Here is a 22,600-nt window from a genome sequence, read left to right on the forward strand (position 1 = left end):
ACCCACCTTAGGAGACCGACGATGAACACCAAACTGAAAGCAGTAGCAGCAATCGCAGGCGCCGTCATGGCGCTGTCCAGCGGCTTCGCGCACGCCGACGCCAAGAATCCGAAGATCGGCTTCTCGATCGACGACCTGCGGGTGGAACGCTGGACCCGCGACCGCGACTACTTCAACGCCGAAGCCGAGAAGCTGGGCGCCAAGGTGTTCGTCCAGTCGGCGGACGCCAGCGAGCAGCGCCAGATCGCGCAGATCGAAAACCTGATCTCGCGCGGCGTGGACGTGCTGGTCATCGTCCCCTACAACGCCACGGTGCTGAACAACGCCATCCGCGAAGCGAAGAAAGCCAAGATCAAGGTGCTCTCCTACGACCGCCTGATCCTGAACTCCGACATCGACGCCTACATCTCCTTCGACAACGTCAAGGTCGGCGAGCTGCAGGCCGACGCCGTGGTCAAGCTGAAACCGAAGGGCAACTACTACCTGCTGGGCGGCGCGCCCACCGACAACAACGCCAAGATGCTGCGCGAAGGCCAGATGAAGGTACTGCAGCCGCTGGTGGACAAGGGCGACATCAAAATCGTCGGCAAGCAGTGGGTGAAGGACTGGAGCGCCGCCGAAGCGATGACCATCGTGGAAAACGCGCTGACCGCCAACGGCAACAAGATCGACGCCATCGTCGCGTCCAACGACGGCACCGCCGGCGGCGCCATCCAGGCGCTGACTGCGCAGAAGCTGGGCGGCAAGGTGCCCGTATCCGGACAGGACGCCGACCTGGCGGCCGTCAAGCGCGTCATCGCCGGTACGCAAGCCATGACGGTGTACAAGCCGCTCAAACTGATCGCATCCGAAGCGGCCAAGCTGGCGGTGCAACTGGTGCGCAACGAGAAGCCCGCCTACAACTCGACCTACGAGAACGGCATGAAGAAGGTCAACACCGTACTGCTCAAGCCTATCCCGCTGACCAAGGCCAACGTCAACGTGCTGGTGGACGACGGCTTCTACACCAAGGCCCAACTGTCCATTAACTGATTGCCGACGAGCATGGCCGACTATCTTTTAGAGATGAGGGGCATCGTCAAGCAGTTCGACGGTGTAAAGGCGTTAAACGGGATCGACATCCGGATGAAGGCCGGCGAATGCATCGGCCTGTGCGGCGAGAACGGCGCCGGAAAATCGACGCTGATGAAGGTGCTGTCCGGGGTCTACCCGCACGGCACCTGGGACGGCGAAATCCTGTGGAAGGGCGAGCCGCTGCGCGCGCAGTCGATCCGCGACACGGAGGATGCCGGCATCGTCATCATCCACCAGGAGCTGATGCTGGTGCCCGAGCTGTCGGTGGCGGAGAATATCTTCCTCGGCAACGAGATCACCCTGCCCGGCGGGCGCATGGACTACGCGGCCATGAACCGCCGCGCGGCCGAGATCCTCACCTGGCTCAACATCCACGACGTGAACGTGGTCGAGCCGGTGAAGAATTACGGCGGCGGCCACCAGCAGCTGATCGAGATCGCCAAGGCGCTCAACAAGCGCGCGCAGCTGCTGATCCTGGACGAGCCATCGTCCTCGCTGACGGCGTCCGAGATCCAGGTGCTGCTCAGGATCATCCGCCGGCTCAAGGCGGAAGGCGTGACCTGCGTCTACATCTCGCACAAGCTGGACGAAGTAGAAGCGATCTGCGACACCATCGTGGTGATCCGCGACGGCCAGCACATCGCCACCACGCCGATGAGCGAGATGAACGTGGACCGCATCATCGCGCAGATGGTGGGGCGCGAGATGAACCAGCTCTATCCGCAGCGCCGGCATGCGCCGGGCGAAGTGGTGTTCGAGGCGCGCAACATCAGCTGCTACGACGCCGACAACCCGGCGCGCAAGCGGGTCGACAACATCTCCTTCACGCTGCGCAAGGGCGAAATCCTCGGCATCGCCGGGCTGGTGGGCGCGGGGCGCACGGAACTGGTGTCGTCGATCTTCGGCGCCTACCCCGGCGCGCACGAAGGCGAAGTGTGGCTGGACGGTCAAAAGCTCGACACCGGCACGCCGCAGAAAGCCATCAAGGCCGGGCTGGCGATGGTGCCGGAAGACCGCAAGCAGCACGGCATCGTGCCCGACCTGAGCGTGGGCCAGAACATCACGCTGTCGGTGCTGGGCGAATACGCGCGCGCCACCCGGATCGACCAGGAAGCCGAGCTGAAGACTATCAAACGCGAGATCGCCAGCGTCAAGCTGAAGACCGCCAGCCCCTTCCTGCCGATCACCGGGCTCTCCGGCGGCAACCAGCAGAAGGCCGTGCTGTCCAAGATGCTGCTCACCAAGCCGAAGATCCTGATCCTGGACGAACCCACGCGCGGCGTCGACGTGGGCGCCAAGTTCGAAATCTACCAGCTGATGTTCGACCTGGCCGCGCAAGGCATGTCCATCATCATGGTGTCATCCGAGCTGGCCGAAGTGCTGGGCATCTCCGACCGCGTGCTGGTGATAGGCGAAGGCCAGCTGCGCGGCAACTTCGACAACGACAATCTCAGCCAGGAAACCGTCCTCGCCGCCGCCCTCGACCAGGCCTAGCGACCTGAGCCGCATTCGGGGTCTGACCCCGAATGCGGCTCTGCTTGGTACAAATTGACAGAAACGATAGCCAATGACTATTAAGAAAATTTTCACGCAGTACAAGATGCTGGCCTTGCTGATCGCCATCGCGCTGATCTGGGGCTTTTTCAGCATGAAGACCGATGGCGGCTTTATTTCGCCACGGAACTTGTCCAACCTGATGCGCCAGATGGCCATCACCGGCATCGTCGCCTGCGGCATGTCGCTGGTGATTATCGCCGGCGAGATCGACCTGTCGGTCGGCTCGCTGCTCGGCCTGCTGGGCGGCATCGCCGCCGTGCTGGACGTGACGCACCACCTGCCGCTGCCCGTCAACCTGCTGCTGGTGCTCACCTTCGGCCTGCTGGTCGGCCTGTTCAACGGCTACCTCACCGCCTACCTGAGCATCCCCTCCTTCATTGTCGGCCTGGGGGGCATGCTGGCCTACCGCGGCATCGTGCTGGGCGTGACCGGCGGCACCACCGTGGCGCCGGTGTCGGACGACCTGGTCTACCTCGGCCAGGGCTACCTGCCGCCGCAGCTGGGCATCCTGCTCGGCGTGGCGCTGTTCGCCATCGCCGTCGCGCTCACCTGGCAGCAGCGCCGCAGCCGCGCCGAGCACGGCCTGGAGGCCGCCCCGCTGTGGCGCGACGCGCTCAAGGTGGCAGCCATCGGCGCCATCGTGGCGGCTTTCGTGGTCACCCTCAATTCCTATGAAGGCATTCCGCTGCCGGTGCTGCTGCTGCTTGCGCTGCTGGGCATCTTCACCTACATGACCACGCAGACCGTGTTCGGCCGCCGCGTCTACGCGGTGGGCAGCAATATGGAGGCGACCCGCCTGTCCGGCATCAACGTGAAGTCGATCAAGCTGTGGATCTTCGGCATCATGGGCCTGATGTGCGCCCTGGCCGGCGTGATCAACACGGCGCGCCTGGCGGCCGGCTCGCCTTCGGCCGGCACCTCGGGCGAACTGGATGCGATCGCGGCCTGCTTCATCGGCGGCACCTCCATGCGCGGCGGCTCCGGCACCGTGTACGGCGCGCTGATCGGCGCGCTGGTGATGGCCAGCCTCGATAACGGCATGTCCATGCTGGACGTGGACACCTACTGGCAGATGATCGTCAAGGGCTTCATCCTCACGCTGGCCGTGTGGATCGACGTCAGCACGCGCTCGTCGAAACGTTAAAAGCAAGCGTTAAAAGTACAAACCACAACGGAGACAACGCAATGAGCAACAACCGCAGGCAGTTCCTGTCCACCGCAGGAAGCCTGGCGGGTCTGGTCGCCCTCCCCGCGCCCATGGCCTTCGCCGCAGCCGTACCTGTGTACAAAAATCCTTCCGCTCCCGTCGCCAAGCGCGTGCAGGATCTGCTGGGCCGCATGACGCTGCAGGAAAAAATCGAGCAGATGCAGTGCGTGTGGCAGGACAAGAAGAAGATTGAGGACAGCAGCGGCAATTTCTCGCCCGAGAAGGCCAGCCAGCTGCACCCGCACGGCATCGGCATGCTGGGCCGCCCGTCCGACCGCCAGGGCCAGGCTGCGCCGGGCGGCGCCGCCGGCGACAGCGGCCGCCGCGTCAACCGCAACGCGCTGGAAACGGCGACCTATGTGAACGCGGCGCAGAAGTGGGCCGTGGAGCAGACCCGCCTGGGCATCCCGATGTTCACGCACGAGGAGGCGCTGCACGGCTACGCGGCGCGCGACGCCACCAGCTTCCCGCAGTCGATCGCGCTGGCTTCGTCCTTCGATCCGGACATGGTGCGCAAGGTGTACGCCGTGGCGGCGCGCGAGATGCGCGTGCGCGGCTCGAACTTCGCGCTGGCGCCGGTGGTGGACGTGGCGCGCGAACCGCGCTGGGGCCGCATCGAGGAGACCTACGGCGAAGACCCGCACCTGGCGGGCGAAATCGGCAAGGCCGCCGTGCTGGGCTTCCAGGGCGAGGGCAAGCAGCTGGCCAGGGACAAGGTCTACACCACCCTCAAGCACATGACCGGCCACGGCCAGCCGGAGAGCGGCACCAATATCGGCCCGGCCGAAGTGACCGAGCGCACCCTGCGCGAGGAGTTCTTCCCGCCGTTCGAGAAGATCGTGAAGGAGACCAATGTGGCCGCCATCATGCCTTCGTATAACGAGATCGGCGGCGTGCCTTCGCACGCCAACCGCTGGCTGCTGCACAAGGTAACGCGCGAGGAATGGGGCTTCAAGGGCGTGATGGTGTCGGACTACTTCGGCATCAAGGAGCTGATCACGCGCCACAAGCTGGCGGCCACGCCCAAGGAGGCGGCGCTGCGCGCCATCAAGGCCGGCGTGGACATCGAAACGCCGGACGGCTTCGGCTACAAGGAGCTGGCCGCGCTGGTGAAGGAAAAGCGCGTCTCGGTGGCCGAGATCGACGCCATGGTGGCGCGCATCCTGGAGCTGAAGTTCAACGCCGGCCTGTTCGAAAATCCCTATGTGGACGCGAACGCCGCCGACAGCCTGACCGCGACGCCGGACGCGGTGGCGCTGGCGCGCGAGACGGCCTGCCGTTCGGCCGTGCTGCTGAAGAACGACAAGGGCATCCTGCCGCTGGACCCGAAAAAAGTGGGCAAGGTGCTGCTGCTGGGCACCCACGCCAAGGACACGCCGATCGGCGGCTATTCGGACGTGCCGCGCCACGTGGTGTCGATCTACGAGGGCTTGAAGGCCGAGAGCGAGAAGCACGGCTTCCAGCTGGCCTGGTCCGAGGGCGTGCGCATCACCGAGAGCCGCGTGTGGGGCGCGGACGAAATCGTGTTCACGCCCAAGGCAAAGAACGATCAGCTGATCGCCGCTGCGCTGGAGGCGGCGAAGACGGCCGACACCATCATCATGGTCCTGGGCGACAACGAGCAGACCGCGCGCGAAGCGTGGGCCGACAACCACCTGGGCGACCGCGAAACGCTGGACATGCTGGGCCAGCAGAACGAGCTGGCGAAAGCCATCTTCGACCTGGGCAAGCCTACCGTGGTGTTCCTGCTGAACGGCCGTCCGCTGTCGGTGAACCTGCTGGCCGAGCGCGCGCCGGCGCTGATCGAGGGCTGGTATCTGGGGCAGGAAACCGGCCACGCGGCGGCCGACCTGCTGTTCGGCCGCGCCAACCCGGGCGGCAAGCTGCCGGTGTCGATCGCGCGCAGCGTGGGCCAGCTGCCCATCTTCTACAACCACAAGCCGTCCGCGCGGCGCGGCTATATCGACGGCTCCACCAAGCCGCTGTATCCGTTCGGCTTTGGCCTCAGCTATACCACGTTCGCGATTTCCGAACCGCGCCTGGCCAAGGCGTCGATCCGCGTGGGCGAGTCCACCCAGGTGTCGGTGGACGTGCGCAACACCGGCGCGCTGCTGGGCGACGAGGTGGTGCAGATCTACATCCGCGACGACGTGAGTTCCGTCACGCGCCCGCTGCTGGAGCTGAAGGCCTTCAAGCGCGTGACGCTGGCGCCGGGCGAGTCGCGCACGCTCACCTTCGACATCAAGCCGTCCGACCTGTGGTTCTTCAACATGGACATGAAGCGCGTGGTCGAGCCGGGGTCGTTCACCATTCATGCTGGCCCGAACAGCGTGGAGTTGAAGTCCGTGAAACTGATGGTGAACTAGGGCAAGCCGCCCTTGTGTTCGCCAGCCCACAGACGGCGGCGGTACAAGGGCGCATCCTCGCGGGATAGACTTGCCCGCAAGGTGATGCCATGCTGCCCCCGATCTCCAACGCGGCCGACGCCGCAGCCATTCCTCCCGTCCAGCCCATCGGCGCGCCCTCCGCCAGCTCAGCCGCAGACCCCGCGCCCGCGGTGCTGGCCGCCGCTGCCACTGTCGAGTTTTCCGATCTGGCGCAGTTCCTGTCCACGGTGGCGCTCACGCGCAGGCAATTGCTGGAGCTGCAAGGCACGCCCGATACGCCGCAGCCCAGCGAAGCGCAACTGCGGCTGCTGAACGACGCGGCCGACGCGCTGCGCCTGTCCTTTAACCAGTTGCCGCCCGCCTCCACCGACCTGACGCCGCTGCTGACGGACGATAACGGCAGCAGCACGCTGGCCGAGCGGCTGGCGGACACGCTGCGCCAGCAAGGCGCCACGGGCCTGCCGGGCTCCCAGCTGGCCGCCAGGACACTGGCGGATATCGGCCTCACACTGGACCCGCTCGCGCCGGAATCCACCAGCGACACCCTGAACCTGAACACGCGCGTGCTGGAGGCAGCGTTCCAGATCGACCGCGAAGGCACGCTGAACGTGCTGGCGCAAACCAGCGACGAGTTCAGCGCGCTGGGCAGCGCGCTGGCGCGCCAGGTCAGCGCCAACACTGCGCTGGAGGAGCCCGTGCCGGCCGCACTGCAAGCCGAGACCACGGCATCGCAGCTGCAGCTGTCGGACCAGGCGCTGCGCGACGCCATCGCCGAAAGCGCGCCCGCGCTCACGCAGGCGGAGATCGTGCGCCAGCAGCAGCTTGAAGTGGCGCGCCAGGCACTCGCCGAGCAGGCCGGCAACGTAATGGCCGAGACGCAGGCCGACCGCCTGGCGGCCAACCGCGCGGCGGAGGAACGCCAGCTCACCAGCACCCGCGAGCAGGACCTGGCCGCCACCGCGCTGGCGGACCGGCTCGAGAACGAGCGGCTCGCCGCCCAGCGGCAGGACGCCACCGCCCAGGCCATCCTTGCCGACCGCCTGGAAAACGAACGCACCGCCGTCCAGCGCCAGCAAAGCGCCGACGCTGTCGCCGCCCGCCAGACGCTCGAAGCGCGCACCGCGCAAACCACCGCCGAGCAGCGCATCACCGCGCAGCGCAGCGCAGAGCAGCGCCTGGCAGACCAGCAGACAGGTGAGCAACGCGTGGCCGGCCAGCGCCCGGCGGAGCAGCGCATCACCGCTCAGCGCACCGCAGAGCAGCGCCTGGCCGACCAGCGTGCTGCCGACTTGCGCGCCACGGAACGCCGCGAAACGGCGCAACAGGCCGAGGCCCAGCGCACCGACGCGCAACGCATCGAAACCCAGCGCACCGACGCCGACCGCGAAGCGGACCGCCAGCTCCAGCTGCGCACCGCGCAACAGGCCGATAACCCGGCCAACCCCGCTTCGCCAGCCGCCCAGCGCGCCGCCGGGCAGCGTGCCGCCGACCTGCGCCTGGCAGACACCCAGCGCGTTGCCGACCAGCGCATTGCCGACCAGCGCGTGGCGGCCGACCAGCGCCTCGCTGCCGAACAGCGCGTAGCCGCCGAACAGCAAGCCGCACGCAACGCCGCCACGGCCGCCGCCAGCACCATGTCCGGCACCGCTGCCGCAGCCGCCGCGGCAGCCGCCGATGCCGCGGCAGCAGCCGACGCGGCCGATGCAGCCACCCAGGCCGCCGTGCAAGCGGCCGAAGCCCAGCGCGCCGAAGCCGCCCGCGATGCCAACCGCCAGCCAGCCCCCAACGCCGCCGACCCCGCGCTGGCCGCCGCCATCGCCGCTTACAATTCCGCCGCCATCGCCGCCGCCTCCGGGGCCCGCCCTGCAGTCCCGCCGCCCGCCGCCGAGCGCATTCGCCCGGTAGCACCGGTCACCGCCGTCACACCCGCGCAGCCGGTGGGCAGCGGTGGCGGCGACACCACAAGGACCCAGCGCTGACCCTCACCTGGCCACTGATTGCTGCAAATTTCTGCAATAATCAGGCATCGACGAAACACAAGAGCCCTTCCGCATGCCGAACCTCAGCAAGCGCACTCTCCTGCTTACTGGCTCCCTGTTTGCTTGCGTCATGCTAGCCGCCAGAGCCGTGGCCCAACCCGCCGCGCGCCCCGGCCCTCAGCCGCAGCCGCCCCCACAGCCACAGACGGTCACGCTGCTGCTGGGCGACACCCTGGACCTGACCGGCAAACAGCAGCCCCCAAAAGCCGCGCGCCGCAAGCTGTTCGACTACCTGGAACAAGAGCTGAACGTCAATTTCGACATCAAAGCCTACCCCTGGCCGCGCGCCGAACGCCGCGTGCGCGACGGCGCGGGACTGATCTTCGGCCTGCCGAAAAGCGCCGATCGCCTGCGCGAGCTGCGCTTTTCCGACCCCGCCTCCAGCAACACGCTATGGCTGGTAACCCGCAGCGACACCACTTTCCCCTTCCGCACCATCGACGACCTGCGCGGCAAGACCATAGGCGCAGTGCGCGGCTACAGCTACGGCGACGAATTCGAACGCGGCCGCAACAAGCTGTTCCGGGTGGATGAAGACATCGCCTCGCGCGCCACGCGCCTGCAGCGCCTGCTGCTGAAGCGGGTGGACGCGCTGCTGCTGTACCAGCCGTCCGGCGACAGCCCGGCCGACGTCGAAACGTCGCTGCAGCAGCTGATCCAGCCCCACCTGAAAGACCTGGCCCTGCCGCCCGGCGTGCACCTGACCGTGCTGCCCAAGCCGCTGCAGGTGGAAAACGGCATGCACTTCGCCGTCGCCCGCAGCCATGACGACGGCCTGATCGACCGCATCAACGCGGCCCTGGCCCGCCAGCGCAAACTGGCGCAGAGATAACCGGCGCCAGGGAGCGCTCCCACCAGTTTTCAGTTGCCCTGCCCCCTCCACTTGGCGATAATGCATCCGCATATCGACCCACAAGGAGACCTAATGAATTTGAAACTGACCACGGGCGCACTGGCCCTGCTGGGCGCCATCAGCGCCATGAACAGCGCAGCGGCGCAGGACACCATCGTCAAAATCGGCCACAGCGGCCCGCTGTCCGGCCCGCAGGCCTTTTCCGGCAAGGACAATGAAAACGGCGCCCGCCTGGCGGTGGAGGAACTGAATGCCAAGCCGATCACCGTGGCCGGCAAGAAGCTCAAATTCGAACTGCAATCCGAGGACGACCAGGGCGATCCGAAGGCGGGCGTGCAGGTGGCGCAGAAATTCATCGACAGCGGCATCCGCTACGTGGTCGGCCCGTACAACTCCGGCGTGGCCATCCCCGCCTCGCGCGCCTACAACGATGCCGGCGTGATCTTCGCCACCGTGGCCACCAATCCGAAAATCACGCAGCAGGGCTACAAGGGCCTGTACCGCGTGAACGCCAGCGACACCCAGCTCGGCTCGAAAATGGCCCGGTACGCGGCGCAGGAATTGAAGCTGAAGACGGTGGCCGTGATCGACGACCGCACGGCATTCGGCCAGGGCGTGGCGGAGGAATTCAAGAAGCAGGCCAAGGCGTCCGGCATGACCGTGGCCGGCCACGAATTCACCACCGACAAGGCGTTCGACTTCACCTCCATCCTGACCAAGCTCAAAGCCAAGAAGGTGGAAGCGATCTTCTTCGGCGGCTACGCGCCGCAGGGCGCACCGATGGCGCGCCAGATGAAACAGCTGGGCATCAACGCCAAGCTGCTGGGCGGCGACACCATCTGCACCGCTGAAATGGGCAAGCTGGGCGGCGACGCCGTGGCCGACAACGTGCTGTGCTCGCAGGGCGGCGCCATCCTGGACAAGGCCGCCAGCGGCCCGCAGTTCAAGGCCGCGTTCAAGAAGCGCTACAACCGCGATGCCGACGTCTACGCCGCGTCCTATTACGACGCCACCATGATGTACGCGCAAGCGATGCAGAAGGCCAATTCGACCGATCCGGCCAAGGTGGGCGCGGTGATCTCGTCCACCGCCTACAAGGGCGTGGCCGGCACCTATGCCTTTGACGCCAAGGGCGATATGAAGGAATCGCCGGTGACCATCTTCACCTTCAAAAACGGCCAGCCGGCGCCGATCACCAGCTATTGAGAGATGGCGGGTTACGCGTTTGCGCGTGCTAACCCGCCAATGCGCTACTACGCGGATGCGTTAGCGGTTCTTGCTGCCGGTTTCCCGGTTCATGTCCTGATCGTCCACGCGCCCACCCTGCGTAGTACCCTTCTGGCCGCCTTGCTGGCCCTGCCCCGGGCGGCTGCCGCTCTGCTGGTTCTGCTGGTCTGGCAGACCGCTTTGTTTGCTACCTTGCTGGCCGCCTTGCCGGCTGCCCTGGTTCAGGTCGCGGTCTTTATCGATATCGCTTTGCTTGCTAGCCATGTTCATCTCCTTGATGATTTTCTGGATGCCTCGCCAAGCCTTACGGCAAGGTGGAATCATGGTAGACCCGCAGCAGCGGGGCTCGCATAGGCGCGCGGGCAAGCGAAATGTAGGACTATTCCTACCTCTTATTCAGCGGAACGCCCCTGCCACGCCGCCCCCGCCGGCACTACCCTGAACGCCTAACCTGCATAGGAGGCTGCCATGCGCGCGCTCGTCTACCACTCCGCCCACGACGTCCTGGTCGACACCGTCCCCGACCCCATCATCCAGGAAGCGGACGACGTCATCCTCAAAATCACCGCCACCGCCATCTGCGGCTCCGACCTGCACCTGTACCGGGGCAAGGTTCCCGGCATGAAGGAAGGCGACATCATGGGCCATGAATTCATGGGCATCGTGGTGGACGCCGGCCCCGGCGTCACCGCGCTGCGCAAGGGCGACCGCGTGGTGGTACCCTTCGTGATCGCCTGCGGCAACTGTTTCTTCTGCGACAGGCACTTGTACTCGGCCTGCGAAACCACCAACCCCGACCGCGGCGCCATCATGAACAAGAAAGACTTGCGCCCCGGCGCCGCGCTGTTCGGCTTCAGCCACCTGTACGGCGGCGTGCCCGGCGGCCAGGCCGAATACGTGCGCGTGCCCAAGGCCAACGTCGGCCCCCTCAAGATCCCCGACACGCTGGCCGATGAGAAAGTGCTGTTCCTCAGCGACATCTTGCCCACAGGCTACCAGGCGGTGCTGAACGCCGGCGTCACGCGCGGCTCCACGGTGGCCATCTTCGGCGCCGGGCCGGTCGGCCAGATGTCGGCCGCGTGCGCGCGCATGCTGGGCGCCGAGCGCATCTTCATGGTGGACCACCATCCCTACCGGCTGGAATTCGCGCGCGCCACCTATGGCGTGATCCCGTTCAATTTCGACGAGGTGGACGCGGCGGAGGCCATCATCGAGGCCACCAGCTGCCGTGGCGTGGACGCCGTGATCGACGCGGTGGGTTTCGAGGCCAAGGGCAGCGCAGTGGAGACCGCGCTCACCAATCTGAAACTGGAAGGCAGCAGCGGCAGCGCACTGCGCCAGTGCATCGCGGCCGTGCGGCGCGGCGGCACCGTCAGCGCGCCGGGCTTGTACTCCGGCTTCATCCACGGCTTCCTGTTCGGCGACATCTTCGAAAAAGGCATCGGCGTGCGCGCCGGACAGACCCACGTGCAACAGCACATGCCCGAGCTGCTGCGCTTCATCGAGGAAGGCAAGCTGCACCCGGAAGTGGTCATCTCGCACCGCATGCGGCTGGAGCAGGCCGCCGAAGGCTACCGCATGTTCGACAAGAAGGAAGACAACTGCCGCAAGATCGTGCTGCGGCCCTAAAACGGGTCCTGTTCCGCGCGCGGCGCGGCGCGGCGGTCCGCATCCGGCACCAGCAGGGCCGTGTAGCTGCGCACCTGCGCCAACGGGCGTGACATGACCTCGCAGATCAAGCGCTTGGGAATGCCGGACAGCTCGGCATAGGTGAGCGCAGTGCCGACACCAAAGGCGGCCCGCGTCAACAAGGCAACGGAGACCCTTTCAGCTGTCATTCCATCAACACGTCGGCTCATGGCAACAGTCTAGAACAGCGGCCCCGTCGCTGGCGCATGATAGGCGCGGACCAGCCAACAATGGCAAACATACCCGGGAGAGCCGATGACTACAGATCTGCAAGCCACCGCCCGCGCGGCCGGCGCTTCTGCGCCAGCGCCAGCTACGCGTTCCGTCAAGCCTTACAGGGCGAAGATGGGCTTGCGGGTTTTCCACAAGCCGTTGGTGAAGTCCGGGAAGTCCAGGGTCTGGAAGTTCTGCGCGATGGACATCTCGGACAGCGGCGTGATGGCGCTCCACGCCACCGCGTCGTAGATATCGATCGGCATCGGCGCCTTCGCCTTCAGCGCTTCAATGAAGGCGTGGACCACGAAGAAGTCCATGCCGCCATGGCCCGCCCCTTCCGCCCGCGCCGCGTACTTGCGCCACAGCGGATGGTCGTACTTGTCCTGGTAGGCCTGGAAGTCCTCCCACTGGTGCGGCTTGCTCTTGCCTTCGATATGGATCGAGCGGTTGATATCCATCCACAGCCCGTCCGTACCCTGCACGCGGAAGCCCAGCGAATACGGGCGCGGCAGCGAGGTGTCGTGCTGCAGCAAAATCGTCTCGCCGTTCTCGCAGGCCAGCGTGGTGGTGACGATGTCGCCCAGCTTGAACTGCGTCTTCGCGCTCGGATGCTGCGCGCCGCCCGGCTGCTTGACGATGTAGTCGTGCAGCCCGCGCGCCTTGCTGGCGAAGGCGTTGATGCGCGCGAAGCGGTTGCCCCGGTTGATGTTGGTGTACATCGCGCACGGGCCGATGCCGTGGCTGGGATACAGCTCGCCGTTGCGCTGCACCGAGTGCTCGGTGCGCCAGCGCGCTTCGGAGAAGCCCTTGGCGCCGTATTCCAGCCCGCTGCCGTAAGGCTTGGCCGGGTCGCCGCTGTTGAACTTCACGGCGCGCAGGTCGTGCTGGTAGCCGCCCTGCAGGTGCACCAGCTCGCCGAACAGGCCGGCGCGCACCATCTGCAGCACCGCCATCACGTCGCGCCGGTAGCACACGTTCTCCAGCAGCATGTAGGGCGTGCCGGTCTTGAGCTGGGTGTTCAGCACGTCCCAGTGGTCCTGCAGGGTCACGCCGGCCACCACTTCGCAGCCCACCGCCACCTTGGCCTGCATGGCGGCGATGGACATCTCGGCGTGCCATTCCCATGGCGTGGCGATGATGACGCCATCGAGCTTGCCCGCCCTGCCGCTATCAAGAAGACGGCGGTAGGCCTGCGGGTCGCGGTCCTCGCCGAAGGTGGCCGGTTTGGCCTTGCCTTCCTTTTCCACCTGCTTCAGCGCGCGCCCCAGCATCACCGGGTCGATGTCGCACAGGGCCACCACGTCCACGTCGTCGCGGCGCAGCAGTTCCTTGAGCAGCACCTGGCCGCGCATGCCGGTGCCTATCATGGCGATGCGCTGCTTTTCGCCACCGCCCGCCGCGAAAGCGCGCGGCAGCAGCAGGCTGCCCGCCAGCGCGGCGCCGGCGGCGAGGAAATGTCGTCGGTCTAATTTCTTGTCCATCTGTTCTGCCTCGAGTGTTATGCGTTGATTGTAGCGGGTCACCAGAACTTGTAGCTGGCCGAAACGGCAAACTGGCGGCCGAACAGGTTCTGGCTGTGGTTGTAGCCTTCCCAGCCGTTCGGGTCGTAGTAGGGCTTCTTGTCCAGCACGTTCTTAATGTTCAGGCCCAGGTCCAGGTTCTTCACCGGCTTCCAGCTCAGCGCCAGGTTCACCGTGGTGTACGACGGCGCGCCGTCGCACAGCGTTTCAGGCAACGCCACCGAAGCGGCGGTGCATTTGCCCGGCGCGTTGTCCTCGTCCCATGGACCGTAGGCCCACTTGGTTTTGCCCGAGTAGTTGACGAACACGCTGGTGACGAAGTTGCGGTAGCTCCAGTCGGCGTTGACGGTGGCGCGGAAGCGCGGCGAATCGTAGTAGCCCACGCTGTTGCCGTTGAAGCCTTCGCCATTGTCGCTGCTGACGGTTTCGCGCTTGCGGATGGTGGCCGAGATGCCGGTGCCCAGCTTGCCCATGTCGCCCAGCGAGAAGCGGGTGCGGGCGTCGATGTCCACGCCGTCGATCAGCGTGCGGCCACGGTTCGAATAGGAGTTGATCAGGCCGCCCAGGTTGCCCACCGAGTAGCGCGGCACGCCGCCCGAGCAGGATGCCGCGTTGGCCGGGTTGGCGCACATGGCCGCCACCGCCGCCATGTTGCCGCGGTCCGCGTCTGTCAGGTCGCTGCGGATCGCCTGGTCGGTGCCGGCCAGGGTCGGGCCGTGTTTTTCCACCAGCTGGGTGAACAGCTCATTGAAGTCCTGGCGCACGATCTCGTTGCGGCGGTACACGAACCAGTAGTCCACCGAGATGCTCACGTCCTTGGCCGGCTGCAGCACCAGGCCCAGCGTGGAGATCTTGGCCTTTTCCGGGCGCAGCTCCGGGTTGGGCGGGGTCAGGCCGCCCACCGTGGTGGAGCAGTTGGAGTTCAGCAGGGTCTTGCCCAGATCGACATCGGTCGGCGTGACGGACTTCATCAGCATGCGCGCGATGGCGTTGGTTTCGTCGCAGCGCACGGTGTCGCGGATGCCGCCCACCTGCGCGAACACGCCGCCGGTGCCGGATTCGGCCAGGTTGGGCGCGCGGAAGCCTTCCGAGTAGGTACCGCGCAGCAGCAGCTCCGGCCGCGCGCGCCATTGCACGCCCAGCTTCGGCGCCAGGTTGGCCGAGAAGTTCGGGTACTTGTCCAGGCGCGCGGCGGCGTTCAGTTCCAGCTTGTCGGTCACCGGCACTACCACCTCGCCGAACACCGCGCCGATGGTGCGCGCGCCGTCGAACCAGGAGCCGCCCTGCTGCGTGATGAGGCCATTGGCCGCATCCGCGTTGCCCGGCGTGAGGAAGCTTTCGCGCATCAGGCTGGCGCCGAAGGCGGCGCGCACTTCACGCTCGCCCAGCTTGAACAGCGTGCCTTCCACCTTGCCGTCCCAGGTAATCAGCTTGGTCCAGGACTGGATGTCGAAGGTGGGATAGGCTTCGCGCAGCAGCGCGGCGTTGGCTTCGTTGATCTGGCCGAACTTGTAGGCCGGGTTGTCGGAGATGTAGGTGCGGCCGGTGGCAGGGTCTTTGGTGAACGGGCCGAATGCCTTCTCAAAACCCCTGGTGTTGACGTTGATGGTCTGGAACAGCGTGGAGTGGCTGCCTGCCACGCTCAGCGCGGTCTCGAAGTCCCAGCCGCCGCCGACGCTGCCGCGCAGGCCGGCCAGCGCGCGGTAGTTGGCGTCCTCGTTCTTCTGGCCGAAGTGGCCGGGCGCATCCTGCATCAGGTAGTTCAGGCCTGCGGCGCCGCCCATCTTGGCCGCCATGTCCGCCCCCAGCTTGCCTTGCAGGTAGCTGTTGGTCGGGCTCAGGTAGGGATAAGCGAAGGTATTGAGCTTGGTGCCGGTATTGCGCGCGAACCAGTTGTTGGTGCTGCCGCTGTTGAAGCTGCGCGGGCCGTTTTCGCCGCGCAGCTTGATGTGGGTGTAGGCCGCTTCGGCGAAACCTTCCAGGTCGCCGCCCAGCTTCACGCGGCCGCTGACGAACGCGGTGGCGCGGTCCGAGGTGGGACCGGTGTCCAGCGCGTAAGGCAGGTTGTTCCAGATGCAGCGCGTGCCGGAGGCTTCGGTCAGCGTGTTGGTGCAACCGGTCACCGCGCGCTGGGTGCGGGCGTTGTTGTTGGCTTTGTCAAACACGAAGAAGGTGCCGGGGTTCATCACGCCCGGCTCGCTGCCGGTGCCGATGCGGAAGTTGGGCACGAAGTTGGGGTTGTTGACGTAGAAGTAGTCGGGACGCTTCAGGTAGGTGTCGGCCAGCGAGATGCGGTCGCGCTGGTACACGTTCACCGAGCCGTAGACGTTGTAGCCGTCGGTGTTCAAATCGCCTTTGCCGTAGATCAGGCTGGCCTGGCGCTCGCCGTAGGATTTCACGTCCCGCGAGAAGTCGGCGTTGGCGCGCGCTTCCAGGCCCTGGTAGTTTTTCTTGGTGATGACGTTGATCACGCCGGCCACCGCGTCCGAGCCGTAGACGGCCGAGGCGCCGTCGGTCAGCACTTCCATGCGCTCGATGGCGGCGGCGGGGATGGCGTCGATATTGACGAACATGGTCTGGAAACCGGCAGGCGCACCGTAGAAGGACAGGCGGCGGCCGTTCAGCAGCACCAGCGTGCCTTGCGCGCCCAGGCCGCGCAGGTTGGCCTGCGAGCCGCCGTCGGAGCCGGTGAACATGGAGCGGAAGTCCTGCTGGGCCGGACGGGCCGCAGGCAGGTTGTCCAGCACCTGCAGCAAGGTGCGCGCGCCCATGTTCTCGATCTGCTTGGCGTCGATCACCTGCACCGGCGAGGCGGTTTCGGCGTTGATGCGTTTCAGGCTGGAGCCGGTGACTTCAACCCGTGTAATTTTTTCTGCCTTGCCGGCCTTGTCTTCCGCCTCGTCGGCTGCAATCGCCGAAGAAGCCAGTCCCACCGCCACCATCGCGGCCATCATTTTTTTCAATTGCATGGTTCTCTCCCTTTTATAAGTGGTTTGTTATCGTGAGGCTGCAAGCGTCCCTCCCCGGTCCGCAGAGGGGCTCGTTTCTGGTAAAGATGGGTTGCGGTCAGCGCGGCTGGACGGTGGCGCCCTCTGTGCCTATCAGCACGGCGTTGGCCCAGTTGCCGCAGACCTGCGCCGGCTTGCTCCCGCGCGCGCCCAATGTGCGCAGGCTGACCCGGCTTAGTCCGCGCACGTCGATTTCCGGCTTGACCACGGCCGGCGCGTTGATCAGGCCACTGTCGTACAGCAGGCGCTCGCCGCTCCAGACCTGGAACTGCAAGCCGCCCGCGCTGCGGCAGCTGTCGTCCACGCCCAGGTCGGCGCGCAGCAGCTTCCAGCTGCCGTTCAGCTGAAGGTCGATACGGCTGGACGGGCCGACGCCGAGGCCTTTGCGGAACCGCAGGCCGTTCATGCGCATTTCGTTCGCCTTGCTTGCAGCCTTGTCGCGGCTGACGCTCTTCGGCAGCGCCAGGTCGGACAGGTAGTGCTGCAGTTCCGGGCCTTCCGGCAGCTGGTGCTCCATCACGCGGAACTCGGACAGCGTGATGGGCGACACCTCGCTCGGCACGGCGGCGTTGAAGGCGCGCGCCGGGGCTGCAGCGCCCGGCTGCACGGCGGTCACCATCGGATCGGTGCTCGCTGCCGCATCGCCCTCGGGGTTCTGGGTGCTGAAGACGCGGAAGCGCAACAGACGGCCGGCTGCGGGAGGGAAGCTGATGGCTTGCACGCCCTGCTGAAGTTTCAGCTGGCCGCGCTTGATGGGCGCGCCCCAGTCGCCGTTGTTGTCGCCGATGTAGATTTCATAGTCGCGGATCTGGCCGTGCTTCCAGTGCTCGCCGGTGCGCGGCGCCAGTTCGATGCCGTCGACCAGGCGACGCTCGGTGAAGCCGATCACCCATTCATGCGGGCCGCCTTGCATGGCCGGGCTGCGCGGCGTGCGGAACCAGGTTTCGGGCTTGCCGTCGAAGGCGTTCTCCATCGGGTGGCCGCTTTCCTCCGCCGGGCGGTTCAGCACCATCATGGCGTCCGCCGTCAATGCGCGGCCGGTGGCCGGCGCGGTGGGGAACTCGTCGTCAACTTGGGCCAGGGCAGGCGCTGCCTGCACGCTGAAGACCAGCGGCTGGCGGATGTCCTGCCTGGCAGTCTTGACGTGCAGCGTGCCAAGCCGGTCGGCGGCGTCGAAGTACCAGCCCTCGGCGGCGGCGTCGAAGGCGGCGCGGTCCGCCAGTGCGGGCAATGCCCGCGCCGGCGCAGTGCCTGCAGTCGCAGTCCCAGCGGCAATCTGCACGCCCGCCGGCTTCTGCCGCGCCAGGACGCGCAGCGCATAGCTGCGGCGCGCTTCCTGTCCCGCGTAGCTGCCCTTGACGGCTCCCACCTCGACGCGTACCTCGCCGGCGGCAGCGTGCATGCGGATCTCCTGCTCGCTGAACGCGCCCTCCTGGTATTTGCGGCTGTTGCCGTCGTCCTCATACAGCGTGAACGCCGACTCGCCTTGCGGGTACAGGTCCAGGGTCAGTTGGTCCTTCGGCTTCTCGCCGTCGAACAGCACTTCCGGATACATCGGCAGGATGGCGCCGGCGCGGACGAACACCGGCAGCTTGTCCAGCGTTACCTGCAGATCGATATCGCGTCCGCCCGCGCCGGCCGTGGCCTGGCGGCCGTCCCAATAGTCGAACCACTGCCCTTGCGGCAGATGGATGGCTTTGCGCCAGCCCGCGCTCACCGCCTGGCTGCGGTACACCGGCGCCACCAGCAGGTCGCGCCCCAGCAGGTACTGATATTTATACGCCTCGGTGTAGGCCGCAGGATCATTCGCGTTGTCCCACATCAGCCCCCGCACCAGCGGCGCGCCGCTTTGCTCGGCCTCGCGCATCAGCGTGTACATGTACGGCGTGAGGCGCAGCTTGAGCTTCAGGTAGCGGCGGTTGATGCTGCGGTACGGCTCGCCGAACCACCACGGATGCTTGCGCTCCGCCGCCGCCCAGCCGGACATCCCCATCAGCACCGGCGTGAAGGCCTTCCACTGCAAGTCGCGCGTGTAGGTTTCCGGGCTGCCGCCGAAGATGGCGTCCACGTCGCCGGTCGCATAGGCCTGGCCGGACAGGCCGGAGCCGATCAGCGTTGGTATATGCCAGCGGATGTAGTCCCAGCTCGCGCTCTGGTCGCCAGTCCAGGTGACGGCGTAGCGCTGCGTGCCGGCCCAGCCCATCACGGTCCAGATGAACGGACGGCCGTCGGAGTGGTTCAGAATGCCATCGTAGGCTGACTTGTTCGCGTCCAGCGAGAACTGGTAGCCCTTGCCGGTCCACGCCACGTCCAGCTTCTGCGCGCGGCTGCCGGCGGTGCCGACCTCCCACGCCATTTTTTCCACGCCGTTTTCGGTCCACAGGCCGGTACGGAAGCCGTACTTGGCCAGCCCCTGCACCGTTTCCGGCAGACTGGTATAGCCGCAGCCGTAGCCGTCGTTCGGCAGTATCCAGCCGCCCGGCATGTCGTGCTCGCGGTAGCGGCGCGCCACCGATTCCACCACGTCCGGCGTTTTGCCGGTAGGGCCGTCCGACCAGTCCTTGGGCGCCGTGCCCGGCTTCTTCACGTTGTCGCCGTCGTTATAGCAATCGGCATCGCCGTATTCCAGCGCCCAGCGCGGCAGCATGCGCGCGCGGCCGGTCCATTCGGTGTAGCGCGCCAGCACGTCGCGCAGGTTCGTGCCGACGAAGTAGTAAGCGTCGAAACGCGCTTCCGCATGCTCCAGCGAGATCTGCTCGTTCTGGCGCAAGTCATAGCTGCCGTCCGACCAGGTGTTGCGCAGCACGCCCCAGCCGCGTGAGCTCATGAGGAAAGGCGCGGGGCTGGGCCGGTCGCCCTCTTCCCAGCCGCCCGAATACGACACCTGCAGCTGCTTGCCCTTGAATTCGTAGCGGCCGTTCTGCTGGCCGCCGCCGAAGAAGCGTTCCGACTTGTCGCTCGACAGGGTTTGCACCGCCTGTTTCGCGCCCAGTTCCAGCGGCTGCACTTCGCTCCACAGCGGCACGCTGTCGCCGGCGCGGTACAGGGTGAAGCGCAGCGGCTTGCGGTCGATGCGCAGGGACAGCGCGTCGGTGCTGATCAGGATATGGCCGGGCTGCTCGCTCACGCTATGTTTGACCGGCGCGGCCGGCGCGGCCACCACGATGGCGGCGGCCTGGTCGCCCGCGCCGGTCAGCCCCGCGCCTTTCGGTCCGGCCCAGATGCGCACCACATCCGCGCGCGGCAGGCTAAGCTGTACTACAGCGCCGGTGTCGGTGAGCAGCTCCCATTGCTGGCCGCTGCCAGCGGCGGCGGCGATGGTGCGCAGATTGCCGATGGGCGCCGCCAGCGGCGGGGTGCTGGCGATCATGCAAACCAAACCGAGAACAGGTGAAAGACGTTTCATATCGAAAGTTTTTGTGTGTCTGATGCGATCACTCTAGAAATAAAAACAAACAAGGTCAACAAAAAGAAAGCGAAAACACGAAAAAATGGCAGAAACGGCCGAATAGTCGCCTCACTTTCTTTCGTATCGCAGTTTTATTGCGCCGCACACTTTCGTTTTCGTAGTAAATCAGACACATGCAGCACGATCGGCAGCGAATTTAGCCACGTTAAAACTTTCTTTTATCTTTCGTATTTGACAGTTCGAAATTTACACCTTATGATTTCTTCGACTCCAACCTATTCTTTCTTTCGATGACTACCCTACTGCAGCGTGCCCCTCAAGACTGGCGTGACATCGGCGGCCTCGACACCGCCGAAGAAATCGCCCACCAGCCAGCCATGTGGCGCGAACTGGCCGCCGGCCTCGCCGCCGAACAGGCGCGCGTGGCGGCCTTCCTGGGCGGCTGCCTGGGCGACCCGCGCCAGCGCGTCATCCTCACCGGCGCGGGCAGCTCCGCCTATGCAGGCGAAATCATCGCCGACGAATTGAACGCCGCGTGGCCTGCGCAAGTGCGCGCCGTCGCCACCACCAGCCTGCTCACGCACCCGGAGCTGTATCTGGAAACGGACGCGCCGACGCTGCTGGTTTCCTTCGCGCGCAGCGGCAACAGCCCTGAAAGCACGGCGGCTGTGAGCCTGCTGCGCGAGCTTGTGCCCGGCGCGCGCTTCCTGAACATCACCTGCAATGCCGATGGCCACCTGGCCAAGCAAGGCGCGCACGAAGGTGTGCAGGATCCCGCCGTCTGCAACCTGCTGATGCCCACCGCGAGCTGCGACCGTGGCTTCGCCATGACCAGCAGCTTCACCTGCATGCTGCTGGCCGCGCTGTCCGTGCTGGGCCGCGAGCCGCAGCGCGAGCGCATCGGACAACTGGCCGCGCTGGGCGAGGAAGCGCTGCGCGACTGGGCCGCGCCGCTGGCCACGCTGGGTGCGCAGCCGGTGTCGCGCGTGGTCTACCTCGGCAGCGGCCCGCTGGAAGCGCTCGCGAAGGAAGCCGCGCTGAAGATCCTGGAGCTGACCGGCGGCCGCGTGCTGGCCGTCGCCAACAGCCCGCTCGGTTTCCGCCACGGCCCGAAAGCCATGCTGGACGCGGAAACGCTGGTGGTGATGTTCCGCAGCGCCAAACCGCTGGCGCGCCAGTATGAGCAGGACCTGCTGCAGGAACTGCAGCGCGAAAAAGTGGCGGGCCGCTGCCTGACGGTGGGCGCCGGCGCGCACATCGGCATCGATACGCCGGCGTGGCCCGACTCCTGGCTGGCGCCTTTGTGGCTGCTGATGGCGCAGCAGTACGCGCTGCATCAATCGGCGCTGCTGCAACTGCGTCCCGACAATCCATTCACCGGCGGCACGGTCAACCGTGTCGTCCAGGGCGTCACCATTTACCGCCATGACGACTTCTGAACAACGCGGCTACCACGGCATCGATATCGGCGGCAGCAAGATCGAGCTGGTGGCGTTCAAGGACAGCGGCTCCGGCCTGGCCGAAGTCCACCGCGAACGCATCGCCACGCCCGGCACAGACTTCGACGCCTTCGTGCAGGCCATGGCCGCACTGCTCGAGCGCGGCGACGCGGCGCTCGGCATGCGCGCGCCGACCGGCATCGGCCTGCCCGGCATTATCGACAGCGCCACCGGGCGCCAGGTCAGCTCCAACGTGCCCGCGCTGAACGGGCGCCTGGTGGTCTCGGCCTTGCAGGACGCCCTGCAGCGCCCCATCGCCATCGGCAACGACTGCCAGTGCTTCGCCCTGTCCGAAGCGCAGGGCGGCGCGGCGCAAGGCCTGCCCAGCATGTTCGGCGCCATCATCGGCACCGGCGCGGGCGGCGGCTACTGCGTGGAAGGCCGCCTGCTGCGCGGCATGAACGGCATCGCCGGCGAATGGGGTCACTGGCCGGTGCCCGCGCCGCTGCTGATCCAGCACGCGGTGCCGATACTCGATTGTCCCTGCGGCCGCAGCGGCTGCATGGAGCGCTATGTGTCCGGCCCCGGCATGAGCAAGCTGCACGCCCACTTCGGCGGCGGCAGCGACGGCGCGGGCGACGCGCCCCTGGCCATCGCCGCGCGCGCCCGGGCCGGCGACAAGATTGCCGAACACACGCTGGCCGTGCACCTGGACCTGCTGGGCCACGCGCTGGCCACGCTGGTGATCACGCTCGACCCGCACGCCATCGTGCTGGGCGGCGGGCTGTCCCAGCTGGCGCACCTGTACGAACGCCTGCCTGCCGCCGTGCGCCGCCATCTGTTCGCCGGCGTGCAGGTGCCGCCCATCCTGCCGCCCCGCTTCGGCGACGCCGGCGGCGCGCGCGGCGCGGCCTTGTTGGCTAAACAGGCATTGGCCAAGCAATCACTTCATCCTCAACCGACTGCGTGAATACC

General features: G+C 66.5%; 15 protein-coding genes. 10 read left to right on the forward strand and 5 right to left on the reverse strand.

Annotated features, from left to right (window positions below; all coding sequences use genetic code 11):
* The first annotated feature begins 21 nt into the window (after positions 1–21).
* From xylF to AC56DV_RS03135, 7 genes are all read left to right on the forward strand, one after another.
* Entirely contained in the window at positions 22–1,032 is a 1,011-nt protein-coding gene (gene xylF, locus AC56DV_RS03105; RefSeq protein WP_496312835.1) for a D-xylose ABC transporter substrate-binding protein, read from the forward strand.
* A 12-nt stretch (positions 1,033–1,044) separates the two neighbouring features.
* Complete coding sequence (gene xylG, locus AC56DV_RS03110; protein WP_496312836.1) at positions 1,045–2,568, forward strand: D-xylose ABC transporter ATP-binding protein; 1,524 nt, start codon at positions 1,045–1,047, stop codon at positions 2,566–2,568.
* Between the two features lie 73 nt (positions 2,569–2,641).
* The gene (locus AC56DV_RS03115; protein WP_496312837.1) at positions 2,642–3,775 is read left to right on the forward strand and encodes a sugar ABC transporter permease; all 1,134 of its coding nucleotides are present in this window, start codon (positions 2,642–2,644) and stop codon (positions 3,773–3,775) included.
* A gap of 41 nt (positions 3,776–3,816) precedes the next feature.
* A complete protein-coding gene (locus AC56DV_RS03120) occupies positions 3,817–6,204 on the forward strand; it encodes a glycoside hydrolase family 3 N-terminal domain-containing protein (RefSeq protein ID WP_496312838.1) in 2,388 nt (795 codons plus the stop codon).
* A gap of 89 nt (positions 6,205–6,293) precedes the next feature.
* Positions 6,294–8,204 (forward strand): hypothetical protein, encoded by a 1,911-nt coding sequence (locus tag AC56DV_RS03125; protein ID WP_496312839.1) that lies wholly within the window; start codon positions 6,294–6,296, stop codon positions 8,202–8,204.
* A 130-nt stretch (positions 8,205–8,334) separates the two neighbouring features.
* Positions 8,335–9,096, forward strand: a complete 762-nt coding sequence (locus tag AC56DV_RS03130) for a substrate-binding periplasmic protein (RefSeq protein ID WP_496312840.1) — start codon at positions 8,335–8,337, stop codon at positions 9,094–9,096.
* 93 nt (positions 9,097–9,189) lie between these two features.
* Positions 9,190–10,323 (forward strand): branched-chain amino acid ABC transporter substrate-binding protein, encoded by a 1,134-nt coding sequence (locus AC56DV_RS03135; RefSeq protein ID WP_496312841.1) that lies wholly within the window; start codon positions 9,190–9,192, stop codon positions 10,321–10,323.
* A 60-nt stretch (positions 10,324–10,383) separates the two neighbouring features.
* Here the strand turns inward: AC56DV_RS03135 and AC56DV_RS03140 are convergent, their stop codons facing one another.
* Positions 10,384–10,608, reverse strand: coding sequence for a hypothetical protein (locus AC56DV_RS03140; protein ID WP_496312842.1), 225 nt, complete (start codon positions 10,606–10,608; stop codon positions 10,384–10,386).
* Positions 10,609–10,812: 204 nt separating this feature from the next.
* Here AC56DV_RS03140 and AC56DV_RS03145 point away from each other — a divergent pair, with 204 nt between their 5' ends.
* Positions 10,813–11,973: a zinc-dependent alcohol dehydrogenase gene (locus tag AC56DV_RS03145; RefSeq protein ID WP_496312843.1), complete on the forward strand. Its 1,161-nt coding sequence runs from the start codon at positions 10,813–10,815 to the stop codon at positions 11,971–11,973.
* Here the strand turns inward: AC56DV_RS03145 and AC56DV_RS03150 are convergent.
* From AC56DV_RS03150 to AC56DV_RS03165, 4 genes are all read right to left on the reverse strand, one after another.
* Positions 11,970–12,203: a hypothetical protein gene (locus AC56DV_RS03150; RefSeq protein ID WP_496312844.1), complete on the reverse strand. Its 234-nt coding sequence runs from the start codon at positions 12,201–12,203 to the stop codon at positions 11,970–11,972. The genes AC56DV_RS03145 and AC56DV_RS03150 overlap by 4 nt on opposite strands.
* Positions 12,204–12,365: 162 nt before the next feature.
* Positions 12,366–13,730 carry a Gfo/Idh/MocA family protein gene (locus AC56DV_RS03155; RefSeq protein ID WP_496312845.1) on the reverse strand — a complete coding sequence of 455 codons (1,365 nt, stop codon included), beginning with the start codon at positions 13,728–13,730 and terminating at the stop codon, positions 12,366–12,368.
* Positions 13,731–13,768: 38 nt separating this feature from the next.
* The gene (locus tag AC56DV_RS03160; protein WP_496312846.1) at positions 13,769–16,738 is read right to left on the reverse strand and encodes a TonB-dependent receptor plug domain-containing protein; all 2,970 of its coding nucleotides are present in this window, start codon (positions 16,736–16,738) and stop codon (positions 13,769–13,771) included.
* Positions 16,739–16,835: 97 nt separating this feature from the next.
* Entirely contained in the window at positions 16,836–20,147 is a 3,312-nt protein-coding gene (locus tag AC56DV_RS03165; RefSeq protein WP_496312847.1) for a TIM-barrel domain-containing protein, read from the reverse strand.
* Between the two features lie 329 nt (positions 20,148–20,476).
* On the opposite strand from AC56DV_RS03165, the gene AC56DV_RS03170 reads away from it, so the two are divergent.
* Together AC56DV_RS03170 and AC56DV_RS03175 are read left to right on the forward strand one after the other, a co-directional pair.
* Positions 20,477–21,625, forward strand: a complete 1,149-nt coding sequence (locus AC56DV_RS03170) for an AgaS family sugar isomerase (RefSeq protein WP_496312848.1) — start codon at positions 20,477–20,479, stop codon at positions 21,623–21,625.
* Complete coding sequence (locus AC56DV_RS03175; protein ID WP_496312849.1) at positions 21,612–22,595, forward strand: ROK family protein; 984 nt, start codon at positions 21,612–21,614, stop codon at positions 22,593–22,595. The genes AC56DV_RS03170 and AC56DV_RS03175 overlap by 14 nt, the downstream gene beginning before the upstream one ends.
* Positions 22,596–22,600: the final 5 nt, after the last annotated feature.

It is taken from the genome of Massilia sp. BGA-UO-ETr-WB1, assembly GCF_059567845.1.